This is a genomic window from Pseudomonas sp. FFUP_PS_473 (assembly GCF_002858665.1).
In the GTDB taxonomy this organism is placed as follows: domain Bacteria; phylum Pseudomonadota; class Gammaproteobacteria; order Pseudomonadales; family Pseudomonadaceae; genus Aquipseudomonas; species Aquipseudomonas defluvii.
Genome location: NZ_PJQQ01000002.1, coordinates 34,598 through 56,271 on the forward strand (window position 1 = coordinate 34,598; position 21,674 = coordinate 56,271).

A 21,674-nucleotide genomic window follows, 5' to 3' on the forward strand; every position below is an offset into this window, starting at 1 on the left:
ACGCCTCGCCTTTCGCACGCCATTGGATCCGCGGACTACGCGGTATCCGGCACGTCTCAGTCAAAACTGGGAATAATGTTGGCCTTGTCGATCGAGTCGATCGGCAACAGGAACTCATGGCTATCCACCTGGACCACCACATCCTGCTCCTCCACTCCACGGAGAAGGCCCTGAAAGTTACGACGACCTTCAAAGGGCGTACGCAGCTTGATCTTCACTTGTTCGCCGGCATGCGAAGCGAACTGTTCCAAAGTGAACAGCGGGCGATCCATGCCAGGAGAGGACACTTCAAGGGTGTATTCGGAACTGATCGGATCTTCGACATCCAGAATGCCACTCACCTGGCGACTGACCACTTCACAGTCGTCGACCAGAATGCCATCTGCCTTGTCGATATAGATACGCAGTACCGAATGCTTGCCTTGAGAGATGAATTCGATCCCCCAGCATTGATAGCCAAGAGCCTCGACCACCGGGGCCAACAAGGCCTGCAACTGTTCTAGCTTGCTCGACACCTGAACCCCCTCGTGCATGCTATGCAAATAAAAAATGGGCAAAGCGCCCATCCCGGATACGCCGCTGAATACCGGCGCTAAGAACTGTCCAGCTAGCAAAAAGCCCCTGAAAAGGGGCTCCGCTTGGGACTGGTTGCGGGGGCTGGATTTGAACCAACGACCTTCGGGTTATGAGCCCGACGAGCTACCAGACTGCTCCACCCCGCGACAAAGCTGGGGCGAAAGTATACGACCGAACCCACCAAGGGGTCAATCTAACCTCCACCGACAAGAAAGCCCGCATGTAGCGGGCTGTCTTGTTTTAATTGGTACCGAGAAGGGGACTCGAACCCCTACACCCTATGGGCACAACCACCTCAAGGTTGCGTGTCTACCAATTCCACCACCTCGGCAATACTACATTTGACGCTTTTTACTTCTTCTCTTGAGCTGGAGGAACATCAGTATTACCGACATTACCTTTTTGCTCTTGAAGCACCGGCACATCATCTGCCGCTGGTTTTTTCTGAACTTCCAGAACCGCTGGATCTGGCAATCCTACCTGAGTCAGCTCATGAGCTTTCTCTTTAGCAAAGTATCCTAACCCAAGAGCAGTTAAGAAGAAAGAGGCAGCTAGTATAGCAGTAAACTTACTCAGAAAGGTAGCAGAACCTTGGCTTCCGAACACAGTATTTGAAGCACCTGCGCCGAAAGATGCACCAGCCTCTGCACCTTTACCCTGTTGCAACAACACCAGTACCACCAAACCCAGCGCGCCCAACAGATGCAAAACAACTACGACGGTTTCGAGCATTTCTCAGTTTCCTGCGGCGCGACAAATTGCACCGAATTCGTCTGCGTTCAGGGAAGCTCCACCTATGAGCCCCCCATCGATATCCGGCATGCCGAACAGCTCAGCCGCATTGGCCGCCTTCACGCTGCCGCCGTATAGAAGCCGCACATTTCCTGCGACTTCAGTATTCTCTGCCGCCAGCTGCTCACGAATGGCTTTATGCACATCCTGCGCCTGCTGTGGCGTGGCCGTAAGGCCTGTGCCAATGGCCCATACAGGCTCATAAGCAATCACCGCTTTGGCAAAGGCACCAACACCGAGCTCCTCGATGATGCTACCCAGCTGACGCCCTACAACCTCAAGCGTCTTGCCCGCCTCGCGCTCTTCCAGGGTTTCCCCTATACACAACACTGGCGTCAGGCCACAGGCCTGAGCGGCTGCAAACTTGCGGTTGAGCGTTGCGTCAGTTTCGCCCATGAACTGGCGACGCTCCGAATGCCCAACCAACACAAAACTACATCCTGCATCGACCAACTGGCTCGGTGCAGTCTCACCGGTCAGCGCGCCCTGCATAGACTCCACTGCGGAGTTCTGTGCACCGACGGCTACCGACTTACCCTTCAACCCTTCAATCACTTGATTGATGTAGAGACAGGGCGGGAAAACCGCTACTTCAACACCGCTCGGCAGGGCTAAATCACTCAAGCCCTTGATCAGCTCAGCGACGCTGGCGCGGGTACCGTGCATCTTCCAGTTACCAGCTACCATAGGGCGACGCATGCTGTACCTCGTCGGTCAAAGTGGGCGCAGATCTTACCCAACCCTTTCAACGCTGGCAAGCGCTAATCAGACGCAAACTTCACCAACCAGCGCTGCCAGCTCTTCGGCGTAACCACGCACCTGTGCTTCATCGTCACCTTCGACCATCACGCGCACCAGCGGCTCAGTACCGGATTTGCGCAGCAATACCCGCCCACGCCCCGCCATTGCCTCTGTAACACGCGCACAGGCTTCCTTGACGACAGGGTGCTCAACCGGATCGACCTTGCTGTCACCAAAACGCACGTTGATCAGAACCTGTGGGCACTTGCGCAAAGCCTGACGCGCCTGAGCCAAGGTTTCGCCGCGACGCTTGAGCGCCAACAAGACCTGCAACGCAGCAATAATCGCATCGCCCGTCGTGGTGTGGTTGCAGCACACGACATGCCCGGAGTTTTCGCCGCCAACCACCCAGTCACGCTCCAACAGCTCAGCCATGACGTAGCGGTCGCCAACCTTCGCCCGCACAAACGGTATGGAAAGCTCCTGCAAGGCCAACTCAAGGCCCAGGTTGCTCATCAGGGTACCCACCACGCCACCCTGCAACTTGCCGCGCTCCTGCAGGTCACGCGCAATGATGAACAACAGCTCGTCACCATCGACGATCGCACCGGTATGGTCGACCATCAATACACGATCGCCATCACCATCGAAGGCGATACCAAGATCGGCGTGCCCCACCAGCACCGCTGCCTGCAGCGATTCGATGTGCGTAGAGCCACAACCTTCATTGATGTTCAGGCCGTCCGGCTGCGCATGCAGCACCGTGACGCTGGCACCCAATTCGCGGAACACGCTAGGCGCAACCTTGTAGGTAGCGCCATGAGCACAATCAACCACAAGCTTGAGCCCGGCAAAATCGGTACTGGTCGGCACACTGCTCTTGCAGAACTCGATGTAGCGCCCGGCAGCATCGTTGATGCGCGAGACCTTGCCCAGCTTGCTCGACTCCACCACGGTCATCGGCTGATCGAGCAACTCTTCAATCATCAGCTCGATATCATCAGGCAGCTTGGTACCCTGGCCGGAGAAGAACTTGATGCCGTTATCATCGTGCGGATTGTGCGAGGCACTGATGACAATGCCCGCTTCGGCGTGAAAGGTACGCGTCAGGTAGGCAATCGCCGGGGTCGGCATCGGCCCAAGCAGCATGACATCCGCACCGGCAGCAGAGAGACCTGCTTCCAGCGCCGACTCGAACATGTAACCCGAAATTCGCGTGTCCTTGCCCACCAACACCCTGCAAGCGCCCATCTTGCGAAAGGCCATACCCGCTGCCCAACCCAGCTTGAGCATGAAATCAGGGGTGATGGGGTATACACCGACGCGGCCACGAATACCGTCGGTACCAAAATATTTTCTACTCATAAATGCTCCGTCACTCTTATTCGGCGGCCTGTACCGCTGCGATCATCCGCACTACGTCGACGGTTTCGGCGACATCATGAACGCGTAAAATACTGGCACCTTTGGTCATCGCCAGCGCAGCCAATGCGAGGCTGCCGTAGAGCCGCTCCCCAACCGGGCGCTCAAGTGCCTGACCAATCATGCTCTTGCGTGAAACGCCGACCAGCAGAGGCCTGCCAAGGCGATACAACGCTTCCATGTGCTTGAACAGGCTAAGGTTGTGGGCCAGGTTTTTTGCGAACCCAAAGCCCGGATCCAGGATGATGCGCTCCGCACCAATGCCCACCGCCGCACACGCAGCCATCCGTTCTTCAAGATAGCTCGACACTTCGACCGTGACATTCTGGTAATGCGGGTTGTTCTGCATGTCGCCTGGTTCACCGCGCATGTGCATCAAGCACACAGGCAAACCTGTGGCAGCCGCTGCATCCAGGGCGCCATCGCGACTGAGCGATCGCACATCGTTAATCAGCCCCGCCCCGAGACGAGCCGATTCGCGCATCACGGCCGGGGTCGACGTGTCGACGGAGATGATGACATCCAGCGCCTGGCTGATGGCCTCGACGATGGGCGCAACGCGCTCCAGCTCTTCGACAGGAGACACCGCTCGCGCGCCCGGCCGAGTGGACTCACCGCCCACATCGATCAGCGTAGCGCCTGCGGCAACCATCGCCTCCGCGTGGCGCAATGCCGCGTCACGCTGAGTGAAGCGGCCGCCATCGGAGAAGGAGTCTGGCGTGATATTGAGGATACCCATGACATGGGTAAGGGACAAATCAAGAACCCGGTTGCCGCAAGGCAACCGGGTCGGGTACTGCTTTGGAGTCATATGAATCCTTAGTGTTGCGCCGCCGGGCCACCAATCGGCGACTCGGGGCGGTCACCCTGCGAGACAGGTGTGCCCGAAGTACCCGATCCACCTTCCCAGTCACGCGGTTCGCGCGGAGGACGGCCAGCCATGATGTCGTCGATCTGATCAGCATCAATGGTTTCGTACTTCATCAATGCATCCGCCATGGCGTCCAGCTTGTCTCTATTCTCGGTGAGAATCTGCTTGGCGGTGGCATAGCACTGATCGATGATGCTGCGCACTTCGGAGTCGATCATCTTGGCCGTCTCGCCAGACACGCTAGCGTGCTGGGAACCCGCGCTACGACCCAGGAAAACCTCACCCTCTTCTTCGGCATACATCAGCGGGCCGAGCTTTTCGGAAAGGCCCCACTTGGTGACCATGTTACGGGCGATCTGGCTGGCACGCATGATGTCGTTTGATGCACCGGTGGTGACACCATCAAAGCCGAGCGTCATCTCTTCGGCGATACGACCGCCGTAGAGCGAGCAGATCTGGCTAATCAAGGCACGCTTAGAGAGGCTGTAACGGTCCTCTTCAGGCAGGAACATGGTTACACCCAACGCACGGCCACGAGGGATGATCGAGACTTTGTAGACTGGATCATGCTCAGGCACGATGCGACCGACAATGGCGTGACCCGCTTCGTGGTAAGCGGTGTTCTGCTTTTCCTTCTCCGACATGACCATGCTTTTGCGCTCAGCGCCCATCATGATCTTGTCTTTGGCCAACTCGAATTCTTTCATTTCGACGATACGCTTGCTGCCACGTGCAGCGAACAGCGATGCTTCGTTGACCAGGTTAGCCAGGTCGGCACCGGAGAAGCCTGGCGTACCACGTGCAATAACCGCCGGATTGACGTTCTCGCCCACAGGCACTTTACGCATGTGAACCTTGAGAATCTGCTCGCGACCACGAATATCCGGGAGACCCACCACGACCTGACGGTCAAAGCGACCTGGACGCAACAGCGCCGGGTCCAGCACGTCTGGGCGGTTGGTAGCGGCAATCACAATGATGCCGTCGTTCATCTCGAAACCGTCCATCTCGACCAGCAACTGGTTGAGAGTCTGCTCACGCTCGTCATGACCGCCGCCCATACCGGCGCCACGATGACGCCCCACCGCATCGATTTCGTCGATGAAGATAATGCAAGGGGCATGCTTCTTCGCTTGTTCGAACATGTCACGGACACGGCTCGCACCGACACCCACGAACATCTCGACGAAGTCAGAACCGGAAATGGTGAAGAACGGTACTTTCGCTTCGCCTGCAATGGCCTTGGCCAGCAGGGTTTTACCGGTACCCGGTGGGCCAACCATCAGCACGCCGCGAGGAATACGACCACCCAGGCGCTGGAACTTGCCCGGATCGCGCAGGAACTCGACGAGCTCGCCGACTTCCTCCTTGGCTTCATCACAACCGGCCACGTCGGCCAGTGTGGTCTTTACCTGGTCTTCCGATAGCAGGCGCGCCTTGCTCTTGCCAAAGCTCATCGGCCCGCCCTTGCCACCTGCGCCACCCTGCATCTGGCGCATGAAGAACATGAACACGGCGATAATCACCAGGATCGGGAAGCTGGCAACCAGCAGCTGAGTCCAGATGCTCTGCTGCTCGGGCTGCTTGCCTTCAACGACTACGTGATTGTCGACCAGATCGCCAATCAGGCCGTTATCCTGAATGGCCGGACGGATGGTCTTGAAGCTGTCGCCGTCCGTACGCTTGCCGGTGATGACATAGCCGTCGACTGCGACACGTTCGACCTTGCCATCCTTGACCTGTTGAATAAAGTCGGAATAGTTGAGGGTCTGCGGCTCGTTCGGGCTGGAGAAGTTGTTCATCACCGTCACCAGGACAGCCGCGATGATCAACCACAGGATCAAATTCTTTGCCATATCGTTCAATTAGCTACCCTCTGAAGCAGGCTGAGGCGCAGCCGTGCCTCGCATGATAATCACCGGCCTAACTTACTACATTACCTACACATCTGCAGGCGCCGTCTGTAACCCTTTGTGAAACTTAGACTACACGATGTTCGCCCAAGTCAGGCAGGGCAGTCGATTGGAAAAAACTATCGCAAACCCTGGAAGCTGCCGGCATGACGCTTTACTCGCCGCGAAAACCCCTTGCCAGCAAGTACTGCTCGCGGGAACGGTCCCGCGAAGAGAGCGGCTTGCGCATCTGGACCTTGTCGAACTTCTGCCGAACGGTTTTCAGATAGGTATCAAACCCCTCACCCTGAAAGATCTTGATCAGGAAGTCACCACCCGGACGCAATACGCGGGTAGCCAGGTCAAGGGCCAACTCACAGAGGAACATCGCCTTGGGCATATCCACCGCAGGCGTACCACTCATATTGGGGGCCATATCGGAAATCACAAGGTCTACTTCGGTATTACCTACCGCTTCGAGGATTTGCGCAAGCACCTCATCCTGGGTGAAGTCGCCCTGAATGAAGGTCACATCAGGAATGCTGTCCATTTCCAGGATGTCCGAGGCAATCAAACGCCCCTGCCCACCAATCAGACGACTGGTCACCTGAGACCAGCCACCTGGCGCAGCGCCGAGATCGATGACACTCATGCCCGGGCGGATCAGTCGGTCTTTTTCCTGCAGCTCCAGCAGCTTGTAGCTGGCACGCGAGCGATAACCGTCCTTTTGCGCCATCTTGACGTAAGGATCGTTGAAATGTTCTTTCAGCCAGTTATGGCTTGTCTTGGAACGCGCCACTGGGCACCTCGATGATAACGGTCGTGATTAACTGGGCGGATCCACGGGCCCTCGGGTAAAATGGCCGCCATTTTTACAGAATCAGACAAAGGGTCAGATTATGCCGCTCACTCAAGAGCAGAAGAAACAGTACAAATCCATTGGCCACGACCTCAAACCAGTTTTGATTGTGGCAGGCAATGGGCTGACTGAGGGTGTTCTCGCCGAACTCGAGCGCGCCTTGAGCGATCATGAGCTGATCAAGATCAAGCTCAACCTCAACGAGCGCGAAGAGCGTGCCGAAGTGATCACCGAGCTGTGCAAGGCTGGCCGTGCAGAACTGGTACAAACCATCGGGAAAATGGCACTGATTTACCGCAAAAACCCACAGCCTAACAAACAGCTGTCGAACATCCATCGCTACAAGTGATGCTCGCGCCGTGTCAGCGGCGCGCTCTGCGCGCCCTGCCCGGCTGAGGTTGCAGCACCAGCAATACACCGGTAAGGCCCAGCACCAGATAGCAGAGCAACTGCCAACGCATCAACCCTGGCAGCAACGTTCGCAACGCAAAATACACAACACACGCCAGCAACGCCATCAGCAGCAGTTGCCCTCGCCTGTCTTGCCACAGGCTGCGCAGGCCTTCAGCCTGCACCAGAACCAACACCTGCAGCCCCGCACAAAACGCTGCGAATGCTACCAGCAATGACGCCACCAGCTTGCCGATATCCTCGACAAGTAGCGGCGCCAGCCCAACCTTTGCAAGCGTCGGTAGAAGCCCGAAGTACAGCATCCATAGGCCGCCAACCCAGAGCACCTGGGTTAGCTGCCAGATCACAGCGGTCGCGGCAACGCCGCGACGCCGATTAAATATGGGCGACTTCGACAATCTCGTACTCGATCAAACCACTCGGGGTCTTCACCGACACGACATCACCCTCTTGCTTGCCGATCAGGGCGCGAGCAATAGGCGAACCAACCGAAAGCTTGCCAGCCTTGATGTCAGCTTCATCTTCACCAACGATCTGGTACTTCAGGCTTTCGTCGGTTTCGACGTTGGCAATCTCAACAGTCGTGCCGAAAATCACCTTGCCAGTGTGCGCAATCGAAGTGACATCAATCACCACCGCGTTCTGCAAGCGCCCTTCGATGTCACGGATACGCGCTTCAACCATACCTTGCTGCTCGCGCGCAGCATGGTACTCGGCGTTTTCCTTGAGGTCGCCCAGTTCCCGCGCTTCACCAATATCCTGGCTGAGCTTGGGACGAACGACCTTGGTCAGATGGGTCAGCTCTTCTTCCAGGGCGCGAGCGCCCTGGACAGTCATAGGGTATTTATTCATCCGTTGAGTCCTGCATGGAGATCCTGCAAGCGGCGCACGGTCTTTTCCGGACCGAACTTCAGCGCTTCACAGATAGCTTCACCTGCCGCAATGGTGGTGGTGCAGTAGATTTTGTGCTGCAACGCATTGCGACGAATCGAGTAGGAATCAGCAATCGACTGACGACCTTCAGTGGTGTTGATGATCAGCGACACTTCATCGTTCTTGATCATATCAACAACATGCGGACGGCCTTCAGTCACCTTGTTCACACGACGCACTTTCAGCCCGGCAGCCTCAATAATCTTGGCAGTGCCCGCAGTCGCGACAACTTCAAAGCCCAGGGCGATCAGGTCACGGGCAACGCCAGCCACTTGTGGCTTGTCGTCATCACGCACGCTGATAAACGCGGTACCGCCAGTCGGCAGCACTTCGCTGGCACCCATCTGAGCCTTGGCAAACGCTTCACCGAAGCTGTCGCCCACACCCATGACTTCACCCGTCGACTTCATTTCAGGGCCGAGGATCGGGTCAACACCTGGGAACTTGGCGAACGGGAAGACCGCTTCCTTGACGCTGTAGAAGTTCGGAATGATTTCCTTGGTGAAACCAATTTCCTTCAGGGTCTTGCCGGCCATGACACGCGCCGCAATCATCGCCAGGGAAGTGCCGATGCACTTGGAGACGAACGGTACAGTACGCGAAGCGCGCGGGTTGACTTCAATGACGTAGATCTTGTCGCCTTGCAGCGCCAGCTGAACGTTCATCAGGCCGACCACGCCCAGCTCCAGAGCCATTTTCTTGACCTGCTCGCGGACTTCGTCCTGAACATGGGCTGGCAGGGAGTATGGCGGCAGCGAACAGGCCGAGTCACCGGAGTGAACACCGGCCTGCTCGATGTGCTGCATGATTGCGCCGATGACCACGTCGGTACCGTCGCAGACCGCATCAACGTCCATCTCGATGGCGCAGTTGAGGAAGTGGTCGAGCAGCACAGGGCTGTCGTTGGAAACCTGGACCGCTTCACGCAGGTAACGCTTGAGTTCGTCCAGTTCGTAGACGATCTCCATGGCACGGCCACCCAGCACGTAGGACGGACGAACCACCAGCGGGTAACCGATCACACCGGCAGCCCGGATGGCTTCATCTTCGCTGCGAACGGTGGCATTTGGCGGCTGCAGCAGGTTCAGACGCTGAACCATCTGCTGGAAGCGCTCACGGTCTTCAGCACGGTCGATTGCATCAGGGCTGGTACCGATAATCGGTACACCGGCCTCTTCCAGCGCACGAGCCAGTTTCAGCGGGGTCTGGCCACCGTAGTGAACGATCACGCCCTTCGGCTTCTCGACACGCACCACTTCCAGCACGTCTTCCAGCGTCAGCGGCTCGAAGTACAGGCGATCGGACGTGTCATAGTCGGTGGAAACGGTTTCCGGGTTGCAGTTGACCATGATGGTCTCGTAACCATCTTCACGCAGGGCCAGTGCCGCGTGTACGCAGCAGTAGTCAAACTCGATACCTTGGCCGATACGGTTTGGACCACCACCCAGGATCATGATCTTGTCACGGCTCGACGGGTTGGCCTCGCACTCTTCCTCATAGGTCGAATACAGGTAGGCCGTGTCGGTCGCGAACTCGGCAGCGCAGGTGTCGACGCGCTTGTAGACCGGGAACACTTCCAGCTTGTGGCGGTGACGACGCAGGTTCTTGTCGGTAATACCCAGCAGCTTGGCCAGACGCTGGTCAGAGAAGCCCTTGCGCTTGAGGCTGAGCATCAGGCCCTTGTCGATGTTGGCCAAGCCCAGGGTCTTGACGCGCTCTTCTTCCTTGATCAGGTCTTCGATCTGCACCAGGAACCAGTGGTCGATGCTGGTCAACGCGAAGATTTCGTCACGGGTCATGCCAGCACGGAAGGCGTCAGCAACGTACCAGATGCGCTCAGCGCCAGGAACGGTCAGCTCGCGCTTGAGGATGCTCGGGGTTTCCGGGTTAGCCAGGTCAAGCTTAGGATCAAGACCGCATACACCCACTTCCAGACCACGCAGGGCTTTCTGCAGGGATTCCTGGAAAGTACGGCCGATGGCCATGACTTCACCAACGGATTTCATCTGGGTGGTCAGACGGGCGTCGGCTTTCGGGAACTTCTCGAAGGCGAAGCGCGGCAGCTTGGTCACAACGTAGTCGATGGACGGCTCGAACGAAGCCGGGGTACGACCACCGGTGATGTCGTTCTGCAGTTCATCCAGGGTGTAGCCGACAGCCAGCTTGGCGGCAATCTTGGCGATCGGGAAGCCGGTCGCTTTCGAAGCCAGGGCCGAGGAACGCGATACACGCGGGTTCATCTCGATCACGACCATACGGCCAGTGTCCGGGCAGATACCGAACTGGACGTTGGAACCGCCTGTTTCAACACCGATCTCACGCAGTACCGCCAGCGAGGCGTTACGCATGATCTGGTATTCCTTGTCGGTCAGGGTCTGTGCCGGAGCAACGGTGATCGAGTCACCGGTGTGCACGCCCATCGGGTCGAAGTTTTCGATGGAGCAGACGATGATGCAGTTGTCCTTTTTGTCGCGGACCACTTCCATCTCGTACTCTTTCCAACCGATCAACGACTCATCGATCAGCAGTTCCTTGGTCGGCGACAGGTCCAGACCACGGGCACAGATTTCTTCGAACTCTTCACGGTTGTAGGCGATGCCACCACCGGTGCCGCCCATGGTGAAGGACGGACGAATGATGCACGGGAAGCCCAGCTTCTCGAGAACGGCGTTAGCCTCCTCCATGCTGTGGGCGATGCCGGAGCGCGGGCACTCCAGACCAATGGCTTTCATGGCCTGGTCAAAACGCGAACGGTCTTCTGCCTTGTCGATGGTGTCGGCATTGGCGCCGATCATTTCCACACCGAACTTCTCCAGAATGCCTTCGCGCTCCAGGTCCAGGGCGCAGTTCAGTGCAGTCTGGCCACCCATGGTCGGCAGCAGCGCATCTGGACGCTCTTTCTCAATGATCTTGGCCACCGTTTGCCATTTGATCGGCTCGATGTAGGTGGCGTCGGCCATGGCCGGGTCGGTCATGATGGTGGCCGGGTTGGAGTTCACCAGGATGACGCGGAAACCTTCCTCGCGCAGGGCCTTGCAGGCCTGGGCGCCGGAATAGTCGAATTCGCAGGCCTGGCCGATCACGATCGGTCCAGCGCCGAGAATCAGGATACTTTTAATGTCTGTACGTTTTGGCATGGGTTGTCACTCAAATCCGCAGGTCAGTCGGCAAGCCGTCTTGAACAATCTTGGCGGTCCCTGAACACGGCTTGCGCCGGTTCAGGGCCTTCTCACTAGGTGCTCAGCGGCGCTTGGCCATGGCATCGATGAAACGGTCGAACAGCGGCGCGACATCGGTCGGGCCAGGGCTGGCTTCAGGGTGACCCTGGAAGCTGAACGCGCTCTTGTCGGTGCGCTCAATACCCTGGAGGCTACCGTCGAACAGCGACTTGTGCGTAGCGCGCACATTGGCTGGCAGCGTCGCCTCATCAACGGCAAAACCGTGGTTCTGACTGGTGATCATCACAACGCCGGTGTCCAGATCCTGGACCGGGTGGTTGGCACCGTGGTGGCCATGACCCATTTTCACGGTCTTGGCGCCAGAAGCGAGTGCCAGCAGTTGGTGACCCAGGCAGATGCCGAACACCGGAATTTCGGTTTCGAGAATGTCCTGAATCGCCTTGATCGCATAATCGCAAGGCTCTGGATCGCCAGGGCCGTTAGACAGGAACACGCCATCTGGGTTGAGCGCCAGAACGTCGTTGGCCGGAGTTTGCGCAGGAACCACGGTCACACGGCAGCCGCGCTCAACCAGCATGCGCAGGATGTTCAGCTTGACGCCGTAGTCATAGGCAACCACGTGGTATGGCAGCTCGGAAGCTTCGATAGTCGGGTGACTGTCGGTCTTCAGGCTCCAGACACTGGAACGCCACTCGTAGCTGTTCTGGGTGCTGACAACCTTGGCCAGGTCCATGCCTTTCAGGCCTGGGAAGCCACGCGCAGCGGCGATGGCGGCTTCTTCAGTGATGTTGTCACCGGCCAGGATGCAACCATTCTGCGCACCCTTTTCACGCAGGATGCGTGTCAGGCGACGGGTATCGATGCCAGCGATCGCAACCACGTTGTTGGCTTTCAGGTAGTCCGGCAGCGACTGCTTGTTCCGCCAGTTGCTGGCAAGCAACGGCAGGTCGCGAATCACCAGGCCAGCCGACCAGACGCGGTCGGATTCGGCATCTTCCGGCGTGGTGCCAGTGTTGCCAATGTGTGGGTAAGTCAGGGTAACGATTTGCTGCGCATAGGAAGGGTCAGTCAGGATTTCCTGATAGCCGGTCATTGCGGTGTTAAACACCACCTCACCAACGGTCTGACCGTCGGCTCCAATGGCTTCACCGCGAAAAATGCTGCCATCAGCAAGGGCGAGTATGGCTGGCTTAGTCAAGAAGACCTCCCGTAAATCAAGCCTGAAGGGGCGATCGCAGGTTGCAAAAAAGCGGAATGACGTATAGACACGTCACCCCGCTTTCTTCGTCGAATTATCTGCGCGCTTTTAGTGGACACACTAAAGCTGTAGCTTACAGAAAAACGTATTTTTGGTCTACCGCTGATGTGCCTGAAAGGCGCAGAAATGCGACAGGACGTCGCCAGGATTCAGAAGCAACCCGCAAGACCGGCTCCAGTGAAACCCAAAGAGCCGACTTGCAGGCACACTTTCGACAACGCTTAACGCAGTTCCAGCACGTCCTGCATGTCATACAGGCCCGGCTCGCGCCCTTCCAGCCACAATGCGGCACGCACCGCACCCTTGGCGAAGGTCATGCGACTGGAGGCCTTGTGGGTGATCTCGACGCGCTCACCCTCAGCCGCGAACAACACGGTGTGATCGCCGACCACATCGCCGGCACGCACGGTAGCGAAGCCAATGGTCTGCCGATCACGGGCGCCGGTCTGACCTTCGCGACCATAGACCGCCACTTCCTGCAGATTGCGACCCAAGGCCTGGGCAACCACCTCACCCATGCGCAGCGCCGTACCCGAAGGTGCATCGACCTTGTGCCGGTGATGCGCCTCGATGATCTCGATATCGACGTCATCACCCAGCACGCGGGCAGCAGTGTCGAGCAGCTTCAAGCACAGGTTCACACCCACGCTGAAGTTGGCGGCGAAGACAATCGGAATCTCCTTGCTCGCCTCTACCAGCAACTGCTTTTCTTCAGCACTGAAGCCGGTAGTACCGATCACCATGGCCTTGCCCGACTCACGGCAAAACGCCAGGTTTTTCAGGGTGACCGACGGGTGGGTGAAGTCGATCAGGACATCGAAGTCATCGACCACCTGCTCCAGACCACCCGACAGCGCCACACCAATACGACCCAGCGCTGCCAATTCACCAGCATCCGCACCGATCAGCGTACTGTCCGGACGATCCACAGCCGCGGTCAGGCCCGCCCCCTGCGCATGCTGCACAGCTTCGATCAGGGTTTTACCCATCCGCCCTGCAGCACCCATTACCGCTATACGTCGCATGCCCTGTTCCTTCTTACAGATCGCCGAAGAAGCGTTTTACGCCTTCGAACCAGCCACTGGCCTTGGGAGAATGGGAGCTGTCACAGTCCAGCGAATCGCGCAGCTCTTCGAGCAGCTCACGCTGACGGCGACTCAGATTGACCGGCGTCTCGACTGCAACGCGGCACATCAGATCGCCCGCCGCACCGCCACGCACCGGGGCAACACCCTTGCCGCGCAGACGGAACTGCTTGCCGGTCTGAGTACCCTCAGGGATCTTCAGCTTGACCCGACCATCAAGGGTCGGCACTTCAAGCTCGCCACCCAGCGCAGCATCGGTGTAACTGATCGGCACTTCGCAATACAAATGCTTGCCATCACGCTGGAAGATCGCATGTTCGCGCACATTGATCACAACGTAAAGGTCGCCGGTAGGCCCACCATGGCTACCCGCCTCGCCCTCGCCAGACAGCCGGATGCGGTCTCCGGTATCGACACCGGCCGGCACCCTGACCGACAGCGTCTTGTACTCTTCGACACGCCCTTCGCCATGGCATGCATCGCAAGGATCGGTAATGATCTTGCCTTGGCCATGGCAACGCGGGCAGGTCTGCTGGACCGAGAAAAAGCCCTGCTGCATACGCACCTGACCAATACCACCACAGGTCGGACAGGTCGACGGCGAAGAGCCCTTCTTGGCACCGGAACCCTCGCACGGCGAGCAGTTCACCAATGTCGGCACACGGATATTGACCGTGGTGCCGCGCACCGCTTCTTCGAGGTTCAGTTCCAGGGTGTAGCGCAGGTCACTGCCACGCTGGGCACCGCCACGGGAACCACCCCGACCACCACCAAAGAAGTCGCTGAACACATCGCCGAAGATATCGGAGAAGTTCGCACCGCCAAAGCCCGCACCGCCGCCACCCATGCTAGGGTCGACGCCGGCATGGCCATACTGGTCATATGCCGCACGCTTGCTGCTATCGGACAGCACTTCGTAGGCCTCGTTGGCCTCCTTGAATTTTTCTTCCGACTCTTTGTCATCGGGATTACGGTCCGGGTGATGCTTCATCGCCAGACGGCGATACGCCTTCTTCAGCTCGGCCTCACTGGAGCCGCGCTCTACACCCAGAACCTCGTAATAATCACGCTTTGCCATAAGTCTTTGTACTCTTGAGGACGTTCGGCAAACCTCTGCGCTATTCGCGCTATGCCGCCAGCATTCAAACCCGGTCGAATGCCGTAAAAATTCGGGTATTCCAGACACGCCAACGCGGGAGCAAGCCCCCGCGCGGCGACATCCTACCAGCCACCGCTAAAATGCAGTCAACCGGCCGACAACCTGTAGTAATTACTTGTTGTCTTTGACTTCTTCGAACTCGGCGTCGACTACATCGTCATGCTTGCCAGCTTCTTCCGCAGGCTTGGCAGCAGCTTCAGGCTTCTCGCCCTGCTCAGCGTACATTTTCTGAGCCACTGGCGCGGAGACCTTCGACAGCTCTTCGACCTTGGCCTCAATGGCAGCCTTGTCGTCGCCTTTAACGGCGGCTTCCAGCGCTACGACTGCAGCCTCGATAGCAGCCTTCTCTTCGGCAGTGACCTTGTCACCGGCATCAGCGACCATCTTGCGAGTCGAGTGCACCAGTGCATCACCCTGGTTACGGGCAGTGGCCAGCTCTTCAAACTTGCGGTCTTCCTCGGCGTTAGCCTCGGCATCACGCACCATGCGCTCGATTTCTTCGTCCGACAGACCGGAGTTGGCCTTGATCACGATCGACTGAGTCTTGCCAGTAGCCTTGTCCTTCGCACCAACGTGCAGGATACCGTTGGCGTCGATGTCGAAGGTCACTTCGATCTGAGGCACGCCACGTGGTGCTGGTGGAATGTCAGCCAGGTCGAACTTGCCCAGGGACTTGTTCTGTGCGGCTTGTTTACGCTCACCTTGCAGCACGTGAATGGTCACAGCGCTCTGATTGTCATCAGCGGTCGAGAACACCTGCGACTTCTTGGTCGGAATGGTGGTGTTTTTCTCGATCAGCGCGGTCATCACGCCACCCATGGTTTCAATACCCAGGGTCAGCGGGCTGACGTCCAGCAGCAGAACGTCTTTCACGTCACCTGCCAGAACGGCACCCTGGATAGCAGCACCCATGGCAACGGCTTCGTCAGGGTTGACGTCTTTACGCGCTTCTTTACCGAAGAAATCGGTAACGGCTTTCTGCACCAGCGGCATACGGGTCTGGCCGCCAACCAGGATCACGTCGTTGATCGAACCTACATCGATACCGGCATCTTTCAGCGCGATACGGCAAGGCTCGATGGTGCGCTGAACCAGGTCTTCAACCAGCGATTCCAGCTTGGCGCGGGAGATCTTCACGTTCAGGTGCTTAGGACCGGTGGCATCTGCAGTGATGTACGGCAGGTTGACATCAGTCTGCTGGCTCGAAGACAGCTCGATCTTGGCTTTCTCAGCGGCCTCTTTCAGACGCTGCATGGCCAGCGGGTCACCCTTGAGGTTCATGCCGCTTTCTTTCTTGAACTCGTCAACAAGGTAGTCGATCAGACGGATATCGAAGTCTTCACCACCGAGGAAGGTGTCACCGTTGGTTGCCAGTACTTCGAACTGGTGCTCACCATCAACCTCGGCGATCTCGATCACCGACACGTCGAAGGTACCGCCACCCAGGTCATAAACGATCACGGTGTGATCGCCCTTGGCCTTGTCCATACCGTACGCCAGCGCAGCAGCGGTAGGTTCGTTGATGATGCGCTTGACGTCCAGGCCAGCAATACGACCGGCATCCTTGGTAGCTTGACGCTGGCTGTCGTTGAAGTAGGCAGGCACGGTAATAACCGCTTCAGTCACTGCCTCGCCGAGGTAGTCTTCGGCGGTCTTCTTCATCTTTTTCAGGATTTCAGCCGAGATTTGTGGCGGCGCCATTTTCTGGCCGTTCACTTCAACCCAGGCGTCGTTGTTGTCAGCCTTGACGATCTTGTAAGGGACCATCTGGATGTCTTTCTGAACGACTTCTTCATCGAAACGACGACCGATCAGACGCTTTACTGCGTACAGGGTGTTGTGCGGGTTGGTGACAGCCTGACGCTTGGCCGACTGACCGACCAGAATCTCGCCATCGTTGGCGTAAGCGATGATCGATGGGGTGGTACGCGCGCCTTCGGCGTTCTCGATAACCTTGACGTTACCGTTTTCCAGAATGGAGACGCAGGAGTTGGTGGTCCCCAGGTCGATACCGATGATTTTACCCATGTTAACTCTCCCGAAACTTGAATAAGGTTGCCGCAGCAGTGCTGGCTAACTGCGGTAATACTTGAATGCTTGACACCTAAATGGGGACGCCCCGGACGATTTCAAGCCTGCTCGTCAATCGACGGCGAAACCGGCGCCGGCGCCTTGCTGACCACAACCATGGCTGGGCGCAGCAGACGGCCATTGAGCTGATAGCCCTTCTGGAACACTTTCAACACGCTGTTAGGCTCTACCTCAGCGCTTTCCTGCATGGCCATGGCCTGGTGATGCTCGGCATTGAACGGCTCGCCATGCGGGTCAATGGCCTCAAGGTTGAAGCGCTTGAGGGTGTCGTGGAACATTTTCAGCGTCAGCTCAATGCCTTCACGCATTGGGCGAATGCTTTCATCATCGGCGCTGGAAAGCTCCAGACCGCGCTCCAGGCTATCGATGACCGGCAGCAGGTCGCCAGCGAACTTTTCCAGGGCGAACTTGTGGGCCTTCTCGATATCCTGCTCAGCACGACGGCGAATGTTCTGCAGATCGGCTGCAGCACGCAGAGATTGATCCTGGGCCGCCGCCAGCTGCTCTTCGAGCACCTGAACGCGAGCATTGAGGTCGTCGCCGGTCGCGCCTGCGGATTTGTCGGCGTTCAGATTCTGTTCGTCCAGCATCTGTTCGTCAGCCATAAAATCTCTCCTTTCAATTTTGTCAGCGAGCTGAACTCGCGCATCTGCCGCCTATATGGGGTCGCAAAATGCAGGTTCAAGGGCTGAAATCAGCAGAAGCACACCCGCGCTATGATCACTCGCGATCAAAAGCCACCTCACTCAAGCAAACAGAGCTAAAACCAGGCATTGTCAGCCGATTTGAAAACACTGTATAAATAACCAGACTTAACACTTGGGAGCCGCCCCAATGCTGGTGCATCTGTCTGTACATAATTACGCCATCGTCGAACACCTGGACCTCGAACTGTCCCGTGGCATGAGCGTCATCACTGGCGAAACCGGGGCCGGCAAGTCGATCATGCTTGACGCCTTGGGCCTGACACTCGGCGACCGGGCCGACAGTGGCGTGGTACGCCCAGGTGCAGACAAAGCCGACATCCTGGCCACCTTCGACCTGGCCGACATCCCCGAGGCTCGAGCCTGGCTGGCCGAGCGCGACCTGGACACTGACGGCCCCTGCATCCTGCGGCGTGTCATCACTGCCGAGGGGCGCACCCGCGGCTACATCAACGGCACACCCTGCCCGCTGAGCGACCTCAAGGCACTGGGCGAACTGCTGATCGACATTCACAGCCAACACGAACATCAGTCGCTGCTGAAATCCGACACCCATCGCCGCCTGCTTGACGAATACGCCGGCGCCACCGACCTCGCCCGCCAGGTGCAACTGGCGGCCCAGCGCTGGCGACAAACGCGCCAGGAACTGGAGCGCCTGTCCAATTCCAGCGAAGAGCAGCAGGCTCGTCACCAGTTGTTGAGCTATCAACTCGAAGAGCTGGACAACCTGGGCCTTGGAGAAGATGAGCTGGAGCAACTGGAGCAGGAACACAAGAACCTGACCAACGCAGAGGCCCTATTCGGCATTTGCCGCCAGGTCATCGACCATTGCAGCGAAAGCGATTCGGGCAATGTACTCAGCGCGCTGACCGCCAGCCTCAACCGCCTGACTGCCGTGCACAACGCTCCCAAAGCACTGGGCGAAGCTGCCAACCTGATTGCCAGCGCGCAGATTCAGGTCGAAGAGGCCGTAGGCGAACTCAATCGCTTCCTCGACAACTTCGATGCCGATCCAGCGCGCCTGCAACAACTGGAAGAACGCCTCGACACCATCTATACGCTGGCACGCAAGCATCGGGTTCATCCCACTGAACTGACTCAGTTGCAGTGCAAGCTGAGCAGCGAGCTTGGAACGCTCGACGCCAGTGATGAAGCCATCGAGCGCTTGAGCGAAGAACTCGCCGCCTATGCCCGCCATTACCAGGAAAAAGCCAGTGAGCTCAGCATGCTGCGCAGAGCGGCCGCGGACAGCCTGGCCTGCGCCGTGGAGCAAGAAATCCAGCGCCTGGGCATGCCCGGGGGGCGCTTCAACATTGCACTGCAGGCCAGCAACAGTGACGAACTACTGCCCCACGGCCTGGAACAGGTCGAACTGCTGGTCAGTGCCAACCCCGGCCAACCGCTCAAGGCGCTGGCCAAGGTAGCCTCCGGGGGCGAGCTGTCGCGCATCAGCCTGGCGATTCAGGTCATCACTGCACAAACATCACGCATCCCGACACTGGTGTTCGATGAAGTCGACGTAGGTATTGGCGGCCCGACAGCCGAGATCGTCGGCCAACTGCTACGCCGACTGGGCGAGCGCGGCCAGGTACTTACGGTTACCCACCTGCCGCAAGTCGCCGCCCAAGGCCATCATCATTTATTCGTACACAAAGTACGCAACAGTGATGCGACCCACACGGCGGTCGCCAACCTGAGCAAACGTGAACGCGTGGAGGAAGTGGCACGAATGCTCGGCGGCATTGACCTGACCAAAGAGTCCCTGGCCCACGCGCGCAAAATGGTCGTCACCAGCAAGGCCTGAAATATCCGCTCACCAAAAATCACGAAGGCGACCCCAGGGTCGCCTTCTATGCCGTGCCTTAATGCTGGAAACGATTAACGCTTCTTGCGCACATACAGCACCAGATTGTGATCCACGAGCTCAAAGCCATGCTCGGCAACAATTTCTCTCTGGCGCTTTTCGATCTCGCTGTCGAAGAACTCGATCACTTCACCGGACTCCACATTGACCATGTGGTCGTGGTGGCCGCCATCAGCGAGCTCGAATACCGCGTGACCACCATCAAAGTTATGACGGACCACCAGGCCTGCCGCTTCGAACTGGGTCAGCACCCGGTAAACAGTGGCCAAGCCGACGTCCTCGCCTGCCTCCATCAACGCTTTGTAGACGTCCTCGGCGCTCATATGACGCTGCTCGGTTGAGTCAAGCATCTGTAGAATTTTGACTCGAGGCAGGGTCACCTTGAGACCGACTTTGCGTAGTTCGCTATTTTCAACCATGGTCAGCTTTCTCGCCGATGCTGCTTCGCAGCTTCTCTTAATACGGGTATGATCGGGGTTTACGTTGTCCAGCCAAGATAGTGGAAGTCGCCCACCGATGCAAAACACCAAGCTCTTGCTAACCAGCCTCACGTTTGTGGGACTGCTCGCACTCGCCGGTTGTTCATTCCCCGGGGTTTACAAAATCGACATCCAGCAGGGCAATGTCGTAACGCAAGACATGATAGACCAATTGCGCCCGGGAATGACCCGCCGGCAAGTGCGGTTTATCATGGGCAACCCACTGATTCAGGACACGTTCCACCCTAATCGCTGGGACTACCTGTACAGCCTGCAACCTGGTGGCGGCCAACGCCAGCAGGAACGCATGAGCGTTTTCTTCAACGAGAACGACCAACTGGCCAACCTGTCCGGCGACTTTATGCCAGGCGTGAGCCGTGACCAGGAGATCCTGGGGAGCGACGGCAATACCACCATCAGCCCGGCGCGCGGCAACGAAGCGGCTAAAGAAAAGCCCGCCAAAGCCGGCTCGCTGGAAGAGAAGCTGCAACGCGACGTGGATACCATCGAGGTTATCCCGGTGCCCGTGCAACAGCCGCTGGACACCTCGCCGCAGTAAGACACACATAAAAAAGCCCGGATCATTCCGGGCTTTTTTATATCCGTTGTTTTTAGCGCTTGGCTTTTTTGAACACCCGAGCCACCTTGGCTGCACGCTGCTTGCGCACCTCTTTAGGGTCAACCAGCAGCGGCCGGTACAACTCGATACGCTCTCCTGCCTCGACCAGGCGCTCAGCCGGATTGGGCACGACACGCCCAAAGATACCCAACGGGCACTCGCTCACGTCGACCCCTGCAAGCTGCTCGGCAATGCCGGACAGGCGCACCGCCTCGCTCACCGAAGTCCCTTCTGGAACACTGCACGCCAGCAGCCACTGACGCTCGGCAGTTGCATAGACCACTTCAATTTCAAGCATCGTCTCAGCCATTGAGTTGCTTTGCCCGCTGACAGAACGCATCAACCAGGGTATTGGCGGCCTGATTGAAGAGTGGGCCCAAGGTGGCCCGCACCAGCGGACCAGCATAGTCGAACGACAGGTCAAGGCTGATCTTGCAGGCCTTTTCGTTCAATGCTTTGAACACCCAGACACCGTGCAACTGGTTGAACGGCCCCTCCTCCAGGTTCATTTCGATCGACTGCCCGGGCACCAGCACATTACGCGTCACAAAGCGCTGGCTCATGCCACCCTTGGCAACCTCGAGGCTGGCGCGCATCTGCGTATCACTGGCCTCAAGTACCGTGCTCGAAGAACACCAAGGCAGAAACTCCGGGTAACGCGCCACGTCATTGACCAGATCGTAAAGCGCCTGGGCAGGGTAAGGCAGCAGGGCCGAACGTTGAATATGGGTAGTCATCC

At 58.0% G+C, this 21,674-nt stretch carries 21 protein-coding genes and 2 tRNA genes; 3 read left to right on the forward strand and 20 right to left on the reverse strand.

Annotation, left to right across the window (positions count from 1 at the left end; all coding sequences use genetic code 11):
- Window positions 1-56: 56 nt before the first annotated feature.
- From rimP to rlmE, 9 genes are all read right to left on the reverse strand, one after another.
- Window positions 57-515: a ribosome maturation factor RimP gene (gene rimP, locus CYD26_RS01480; RefSeq protein ID WP_065758300.1), complete on the reverse strand. Its 459-nt coding sequence runs from the start codon at window positions 513-515 to the stop codon at window positions 57-59.
- Between the two features lie 130 nt (window positions 516-645).
- Window positions 646-722: transfer RNA gene (locus tag CYD26_RS01485), tRNA-Met, on the reverse strand.
- A 99-nt stretch (window positions 723-821) separates the two neighbouring features.
- Window positions 822-907, reverse strand: a tRNA-Leu gene (locus CYD26_RS01490).
- Window positions 908-927: 20 nt separating this feature from the next.
- Window positions 928-1,308 carry a preprotein translocase subunit SecG gene (secG, locus tag CYD26_RS01495; protein ID WP_065758265.1) on the reverse strand — a complete coding sequence of 127 codons (381 nt, stop codon included), beginning with the start codon at window positions 1,306-1,308 and terminating at the stop codon, window positions 928-930.
- A gap of 3 nt (window positions 1,309-1,311) precedes the next feature.
- Window positions 1,312-2,067: a triose-phosphate isomerase gene (gene tpiA / locus CYD26_RS01500; RefSeq protein WP_099775832.1), complete on the reverse strand. Its 756-nt coding sequence runs from the start codon at window positions 2,065-2,067 to the stop codon at window positions 1,312-1,314.
- A gap of 66 nt (window positions 2,068-2,133) precedes the next feature.
- Entirely contained in the window at window positions 2,134-3,474 is a 1,341-nt protein-coding gene (glmM, locus tag CYD26_RS01505; protein ID WP_065758263.1) for a phosphoglucosamine mutase, read from the reverse strand.
- 16 nt (window positions 3,475-3,490) lie between these two features.
- Window positions 3,491-4,342: a dihydropteroate synthase gene (gene folP / locus CYD26_RS01510; protein WP_065758262.1), complete on the reverse strand. Its 852-nt coding sequence runs from the start codon at window positions 4,340-4,342 to the stop codon at window positions 3,491-3,493.
- Between the two features lie 8 nt (window positions 4,343-4,350).
- Window positions 4,351-6,258 carry an ATP-dependent zinc metalloprotease FtsH gene (gene ftsH, locus CYD26_RS01515; RefSeq protein WP_065758261.1) on the reverse strand — a complete coding sequence of 636 codons (1,908 nt, stop codon included), beginning with the start codon at window positions 6,256-6,258 and terminating at the stop codon, window positions 4,351-4,353.
- A gap of 211 nt (window positions 6,259-6,469) precedes the next feature.
- Entirely contained in the window at window positions 6,470-7,093 is a 624-nt protein-coding gene (rlmE, locus tag CYD26_RS01520; RefSeq protein WP_065758260.1) for a 23S rRNA (uridine(2552)-2'-O)-methyltransferase RlmE, read from the reverse strand.
- Window positions 7,094-7,193: 100 nt separating this feature from the next.
- Here rlmE and yhbY point away from each other — a divergent pair, with 100 nt between their 5' ends.
- Window positions 7,194-7,502 (forward strand): ribosome assembly RNA-binding protein YhbY, encoded by a 309-nt coding sequence (gene yhbY / locus CYD26_RS01525; protein WP_065758259.1) that lies wholly within the window; start codon window positions 7,194-7,196, stop codon window positions 7,500-7,502.
- A 13-nt stretch (window positions 7,503-7,515) separates the two neighbouring features.
- Here the strand turns inward: yhbY and CYD26_RS01530 are convergent, their stop codons facing one another.
- The 8 genes from CYD26_RS01530 to grpE form a co-directional block, all read right to left on the reverse strand.
- Window positions 7,516-7,911, reverse strand: coding sequence for an MFS transporter (locus tag CYD26_RS01530; protein ID WP_065758258.1), 396 nt, complete (start codon window positions 7,909-7,911; stop codon window positions 7,516-7,518).
- A 28-nt stretch (window positions 7,912-7,939) separates the two neighbouring features.
- Window positions 7,940-8,416, reverse strand: coding sequence for a transcription elongation factor GreA (greA, locus tag CYD26_RS01535; protein WP_065758257.1), 477 nt, complete (start codon window positions 8,414-8,416; stop codon window positions 7,940-7,942).
- The gene (gene carB / locus CYD26_RS01540) at window positions 8,413-11,634 is read right to left on the reverse strand and encodes a carbamoyl-phosphate synthase large subunit (protein WP_065758256.1); all 3,222 of its coding nucleotides are present in this window, start codon (window positions 11,632-11,634) and stop codon (window positions 8,413-8,415) included. Before carB ends, greA begins: the two co-directional genes overlap by 4 nt.
- 103 nt (window positions 11,635-11,737) lie before the next feature.
- Window positions 11,738-12,874 carry a glutamine-hydrolyzing carbamoyl-phosphate synthase small subunit gene (gene carA, locus CYD26_RS01545; RefSeq protein WP_102051664.1) on the reverse strand — a complete coding sequence of 379 codons (1,137 nt, stop codon included), beginning with the start codon at window positions 12,872-12,874 and terminating at the stop codon, window positions 11,738-11,740.
- 281 nt (window positions 12,875-13,155) lie between these two features.
- Window positions 13,156-13,959, reverse strand: a complete 804-nt coding sequence (gene dapB / locus CYD26_RS01550) for a 4-hydroxy-tetrahydrodipicolinate reductase (protein WP_065758254.1) — start codon at window positions 13,957-13,959, stop codon at window positions 13,156-13,158.
- Between the two features lie 13 nt (window positions 13,960-13,972).
- Window positions 13,973-15,097 carry a molecular chaperone DnaJ gene (gene dnaJ, locus CYD26_RS01555; RefSeq protein ID WP_102051665.1) on the reverse strand — a complete coding sequence of 375 codons (1,125 nt, stop codon included), beginning with the start codon at window positions 15,095-15,097 and terminating at the stop codon, window positions 13,973-13,975.
- Between the two features lie 192 nt (window positions 15,098-15,289).
- Window positions 15,290-17,206 carry a molecular chaperone DnaK gene (dnaK, locus tag CYD26_RS01560; RefSeq protein WP_102051666.1) on the reverse strand — a complete coding sequence of 639 codons (1,917 nt, stop codon included), beginning with the start codon at window positions 17,204-17,206 and terminating at the stop codon, window positions 15,290-15,292.
- A gap of 101 nt (window positions 17,207-17,307) precedes the next feature.
- Complete coding sequence (gene grpE / locus CYD26_RS01565) at window positions 17,308-17,874, reverse strand: nucleotide exchange factor GrpE (protein ID WP_065758251.1); 567 nt, start codon at window positions 17,872-17,874, stop codon at window positions 17,308-17,310.
- A 229-nt stretch (window positions 17,875-18,103) separates the two neighbouring features.
- On the opposite strand from grpE, the gene recN reads away from it, so the two are divergent.
- Window positions 18,104-19,777 carry a DNA repair protein RecN gene (gene recN / locus CYD26_RS01570; RefSeq protein WP_102051667.1) on the forward strand — a complete coding sequence of 558 codons (1,674 nt, stop codon included), beginning with the start codon at window positions 18,104-18,106 and terminating at the stop codon, window positions 19,775-19,777.
- A gap of 74 nt (window positions 19,778-19,851) precedes the next feature.
- Here recN and fur read toward each other — a convergent pair whose 3' ends face one another.
- Window positions 19,852-20,256: a ferric iron uptake transcriptional regulator gene (gene fur / locus CYD26_RS01575; RefSeq protein ID WP_065758249.1), complete on the reverse strand. Its 405-nt coding sequence runs from the start codon at window positions 20,254-20,256 to the stop codon at window positions 19,852-19,854.
- Between the two features lie 97 nt (window positions 20,257-20,353).
- Here fur and CYD26_RS01580 point away from each other — a divergent pair, with 97 nt between their 5' ends.
- Complete coding sequence (locus CYD26_RS01580; protein ID WP_065758248.1) at window positions 20,354-20,875, forward strand: outer membrane protein assembly factor BamE; 522 nt, start codon at window positions 20,354-20,356, stop codon at window positions 20,873-20,875.
- A gap of 52 nt (window positions 20,876-20,927) precedes the next feature.
- On the opposite strand, the gene CYD26_RS01585 is transcribed toward CYD26_RS01580, so the two are convergent.
- Both CYD26_RS01585 and CYD26_RS01590 read right to left on the reverse strand, forming a co-directional pair.
- The gene (locus CYD26_RS01585; RefSeq protein WP_065758247.1) at window positions 20,928-21,245 is read right to left on the reverse strand and encodes an RnfH family protein; all 318 of its coding nucleotides are present in this window, start codon (window positions 21,243-21,245) and stop codon (window positions 20,928-20,930) included.
- Window positions 21,238-21,672: a type II toxin-antitoxin system RatA family toxin gene (locus CYD26_RS01590; RefSeq protein ID WP_065758246.1), complete on the reverse strand. Its 435-nt coding sequence runs from the start codon at window positions 21,670-21,672 to the stop codon at window positions 21,238-21,240. The genes CYD26_RS01585 and CYD26_RS01590 overlap by 8 nt, the downstream gene beginning before the upstream one ends.
- Window positions 21,673-21,674 lie beyond the last annotated feature (2 nt).

Coding starts and splice junctions, on each gene's coding strand:
- greA (WP_065758257.1), bottom strand. CDS start 8,416: ATGAATAAATACCCTATGACTGTCCAGGGCGCTCGCGCCCTGGAAGAA.
- dapB (WP_065758254.1), bottom strand. CDS start 13,959: ATGCGACGTATAGCGGTAATGGGTGCTGCAGGGCGGATGGGTAAAACC.
- fur (WP_065758249.1), bottom strand. CDS start 20,256: ATGGTTGAAAATAGCGAACTACGCAAAGTCGGTCTCAAGGTGACCCTG.
- dnaK (WP_102051666.1), bottom strand. CDS start 17,206: ATGGGTAAAATCATCGGTATCGACCTGGGGACCACCAACTCCTGCGTC.
- dnaJ (WP_102051665.1), bottom strand. CDS start 15,097: ATGGCAAAGCGTGATTATTACGAGGTTCTGGGTGTAGAGCGCGGCTCC.
- ftsH (WP_065758261.1), bottom strand. CDS start 6,258: ATGGCAAAGAATTTGATCCTGTGGTTGATCATCGCGGCTGTCCTGGTG.
- folP (WP_065758262.1), bottom strand. CDS start 4,342: ATGACTCCAAAGCAGTACCCGACCCGGTTGCCTTGCGGCAACCGGGTT.
- secG (WP_065758265.1), bottom strand. CDS start 1,308: ATGCTCGAAACCGTCGTAGTTGTTTTGCATCTGTTGGGCGCGCTGGGT.
- yhbY (WP_065758259.1), top strand. CDS start 7,194: ATGCCGCTCACTCAAGAGCAGAAGAAACAGTACAAATCCATTGGCCAC.
- CYD26_RS01580 (WP_065758248.1), top strand. CDS start 20,354: ATGCAAAACACCAAGCTCTTGCTAACCAGCCTCACGTTTGTGGGACTG.
- grpE (WP_065758251.1), bottom strand. CDS start 17,874: ATGGCTGACGAACAGATGCTGGACGAACAGAATCTGAACGCCGACAAA.
- carB (WP_065758256.1), bottom strand. CDS start 11,634: ATGCCAAAACGTACAGACATTAAAAGTATCCTGATTCTCGGCGCTGGA.
- CYD26_RS01585 (WP_065758247.1), bottom strand. CDS start 21,245: ATGGCTGAGACGATGCTTGAAATTGAAGTGGTCTATGCAACTGCCGAG.
- CYD26_RS01590 (WP_065758246.1), bottom strand. CDS start 21,672: ATGACTACCCATATTCAACGTTCGGCCCTGCTGCCTTACCCTGCCCAG.
- glmM (WP_065758263.1), bottom strand. CDS start 3,474: ATGAGTAGAAAATATTTTGGTACCGACGGTATTCGTGGCCGCGTCGGT.
- tpiA (WP_099775832.1), bottom strand. CDS start 2,067: ATGCGTCGCCCTATGGTAGCTGGTAACTGGAAGATGCACGGTACCCGC.
- recN (WP_102051667.1), top strand. CDS start 18,104: ATGCTGGTGCATCTGTCTGTACATAATTACGCCATCGTCGAACACCTG.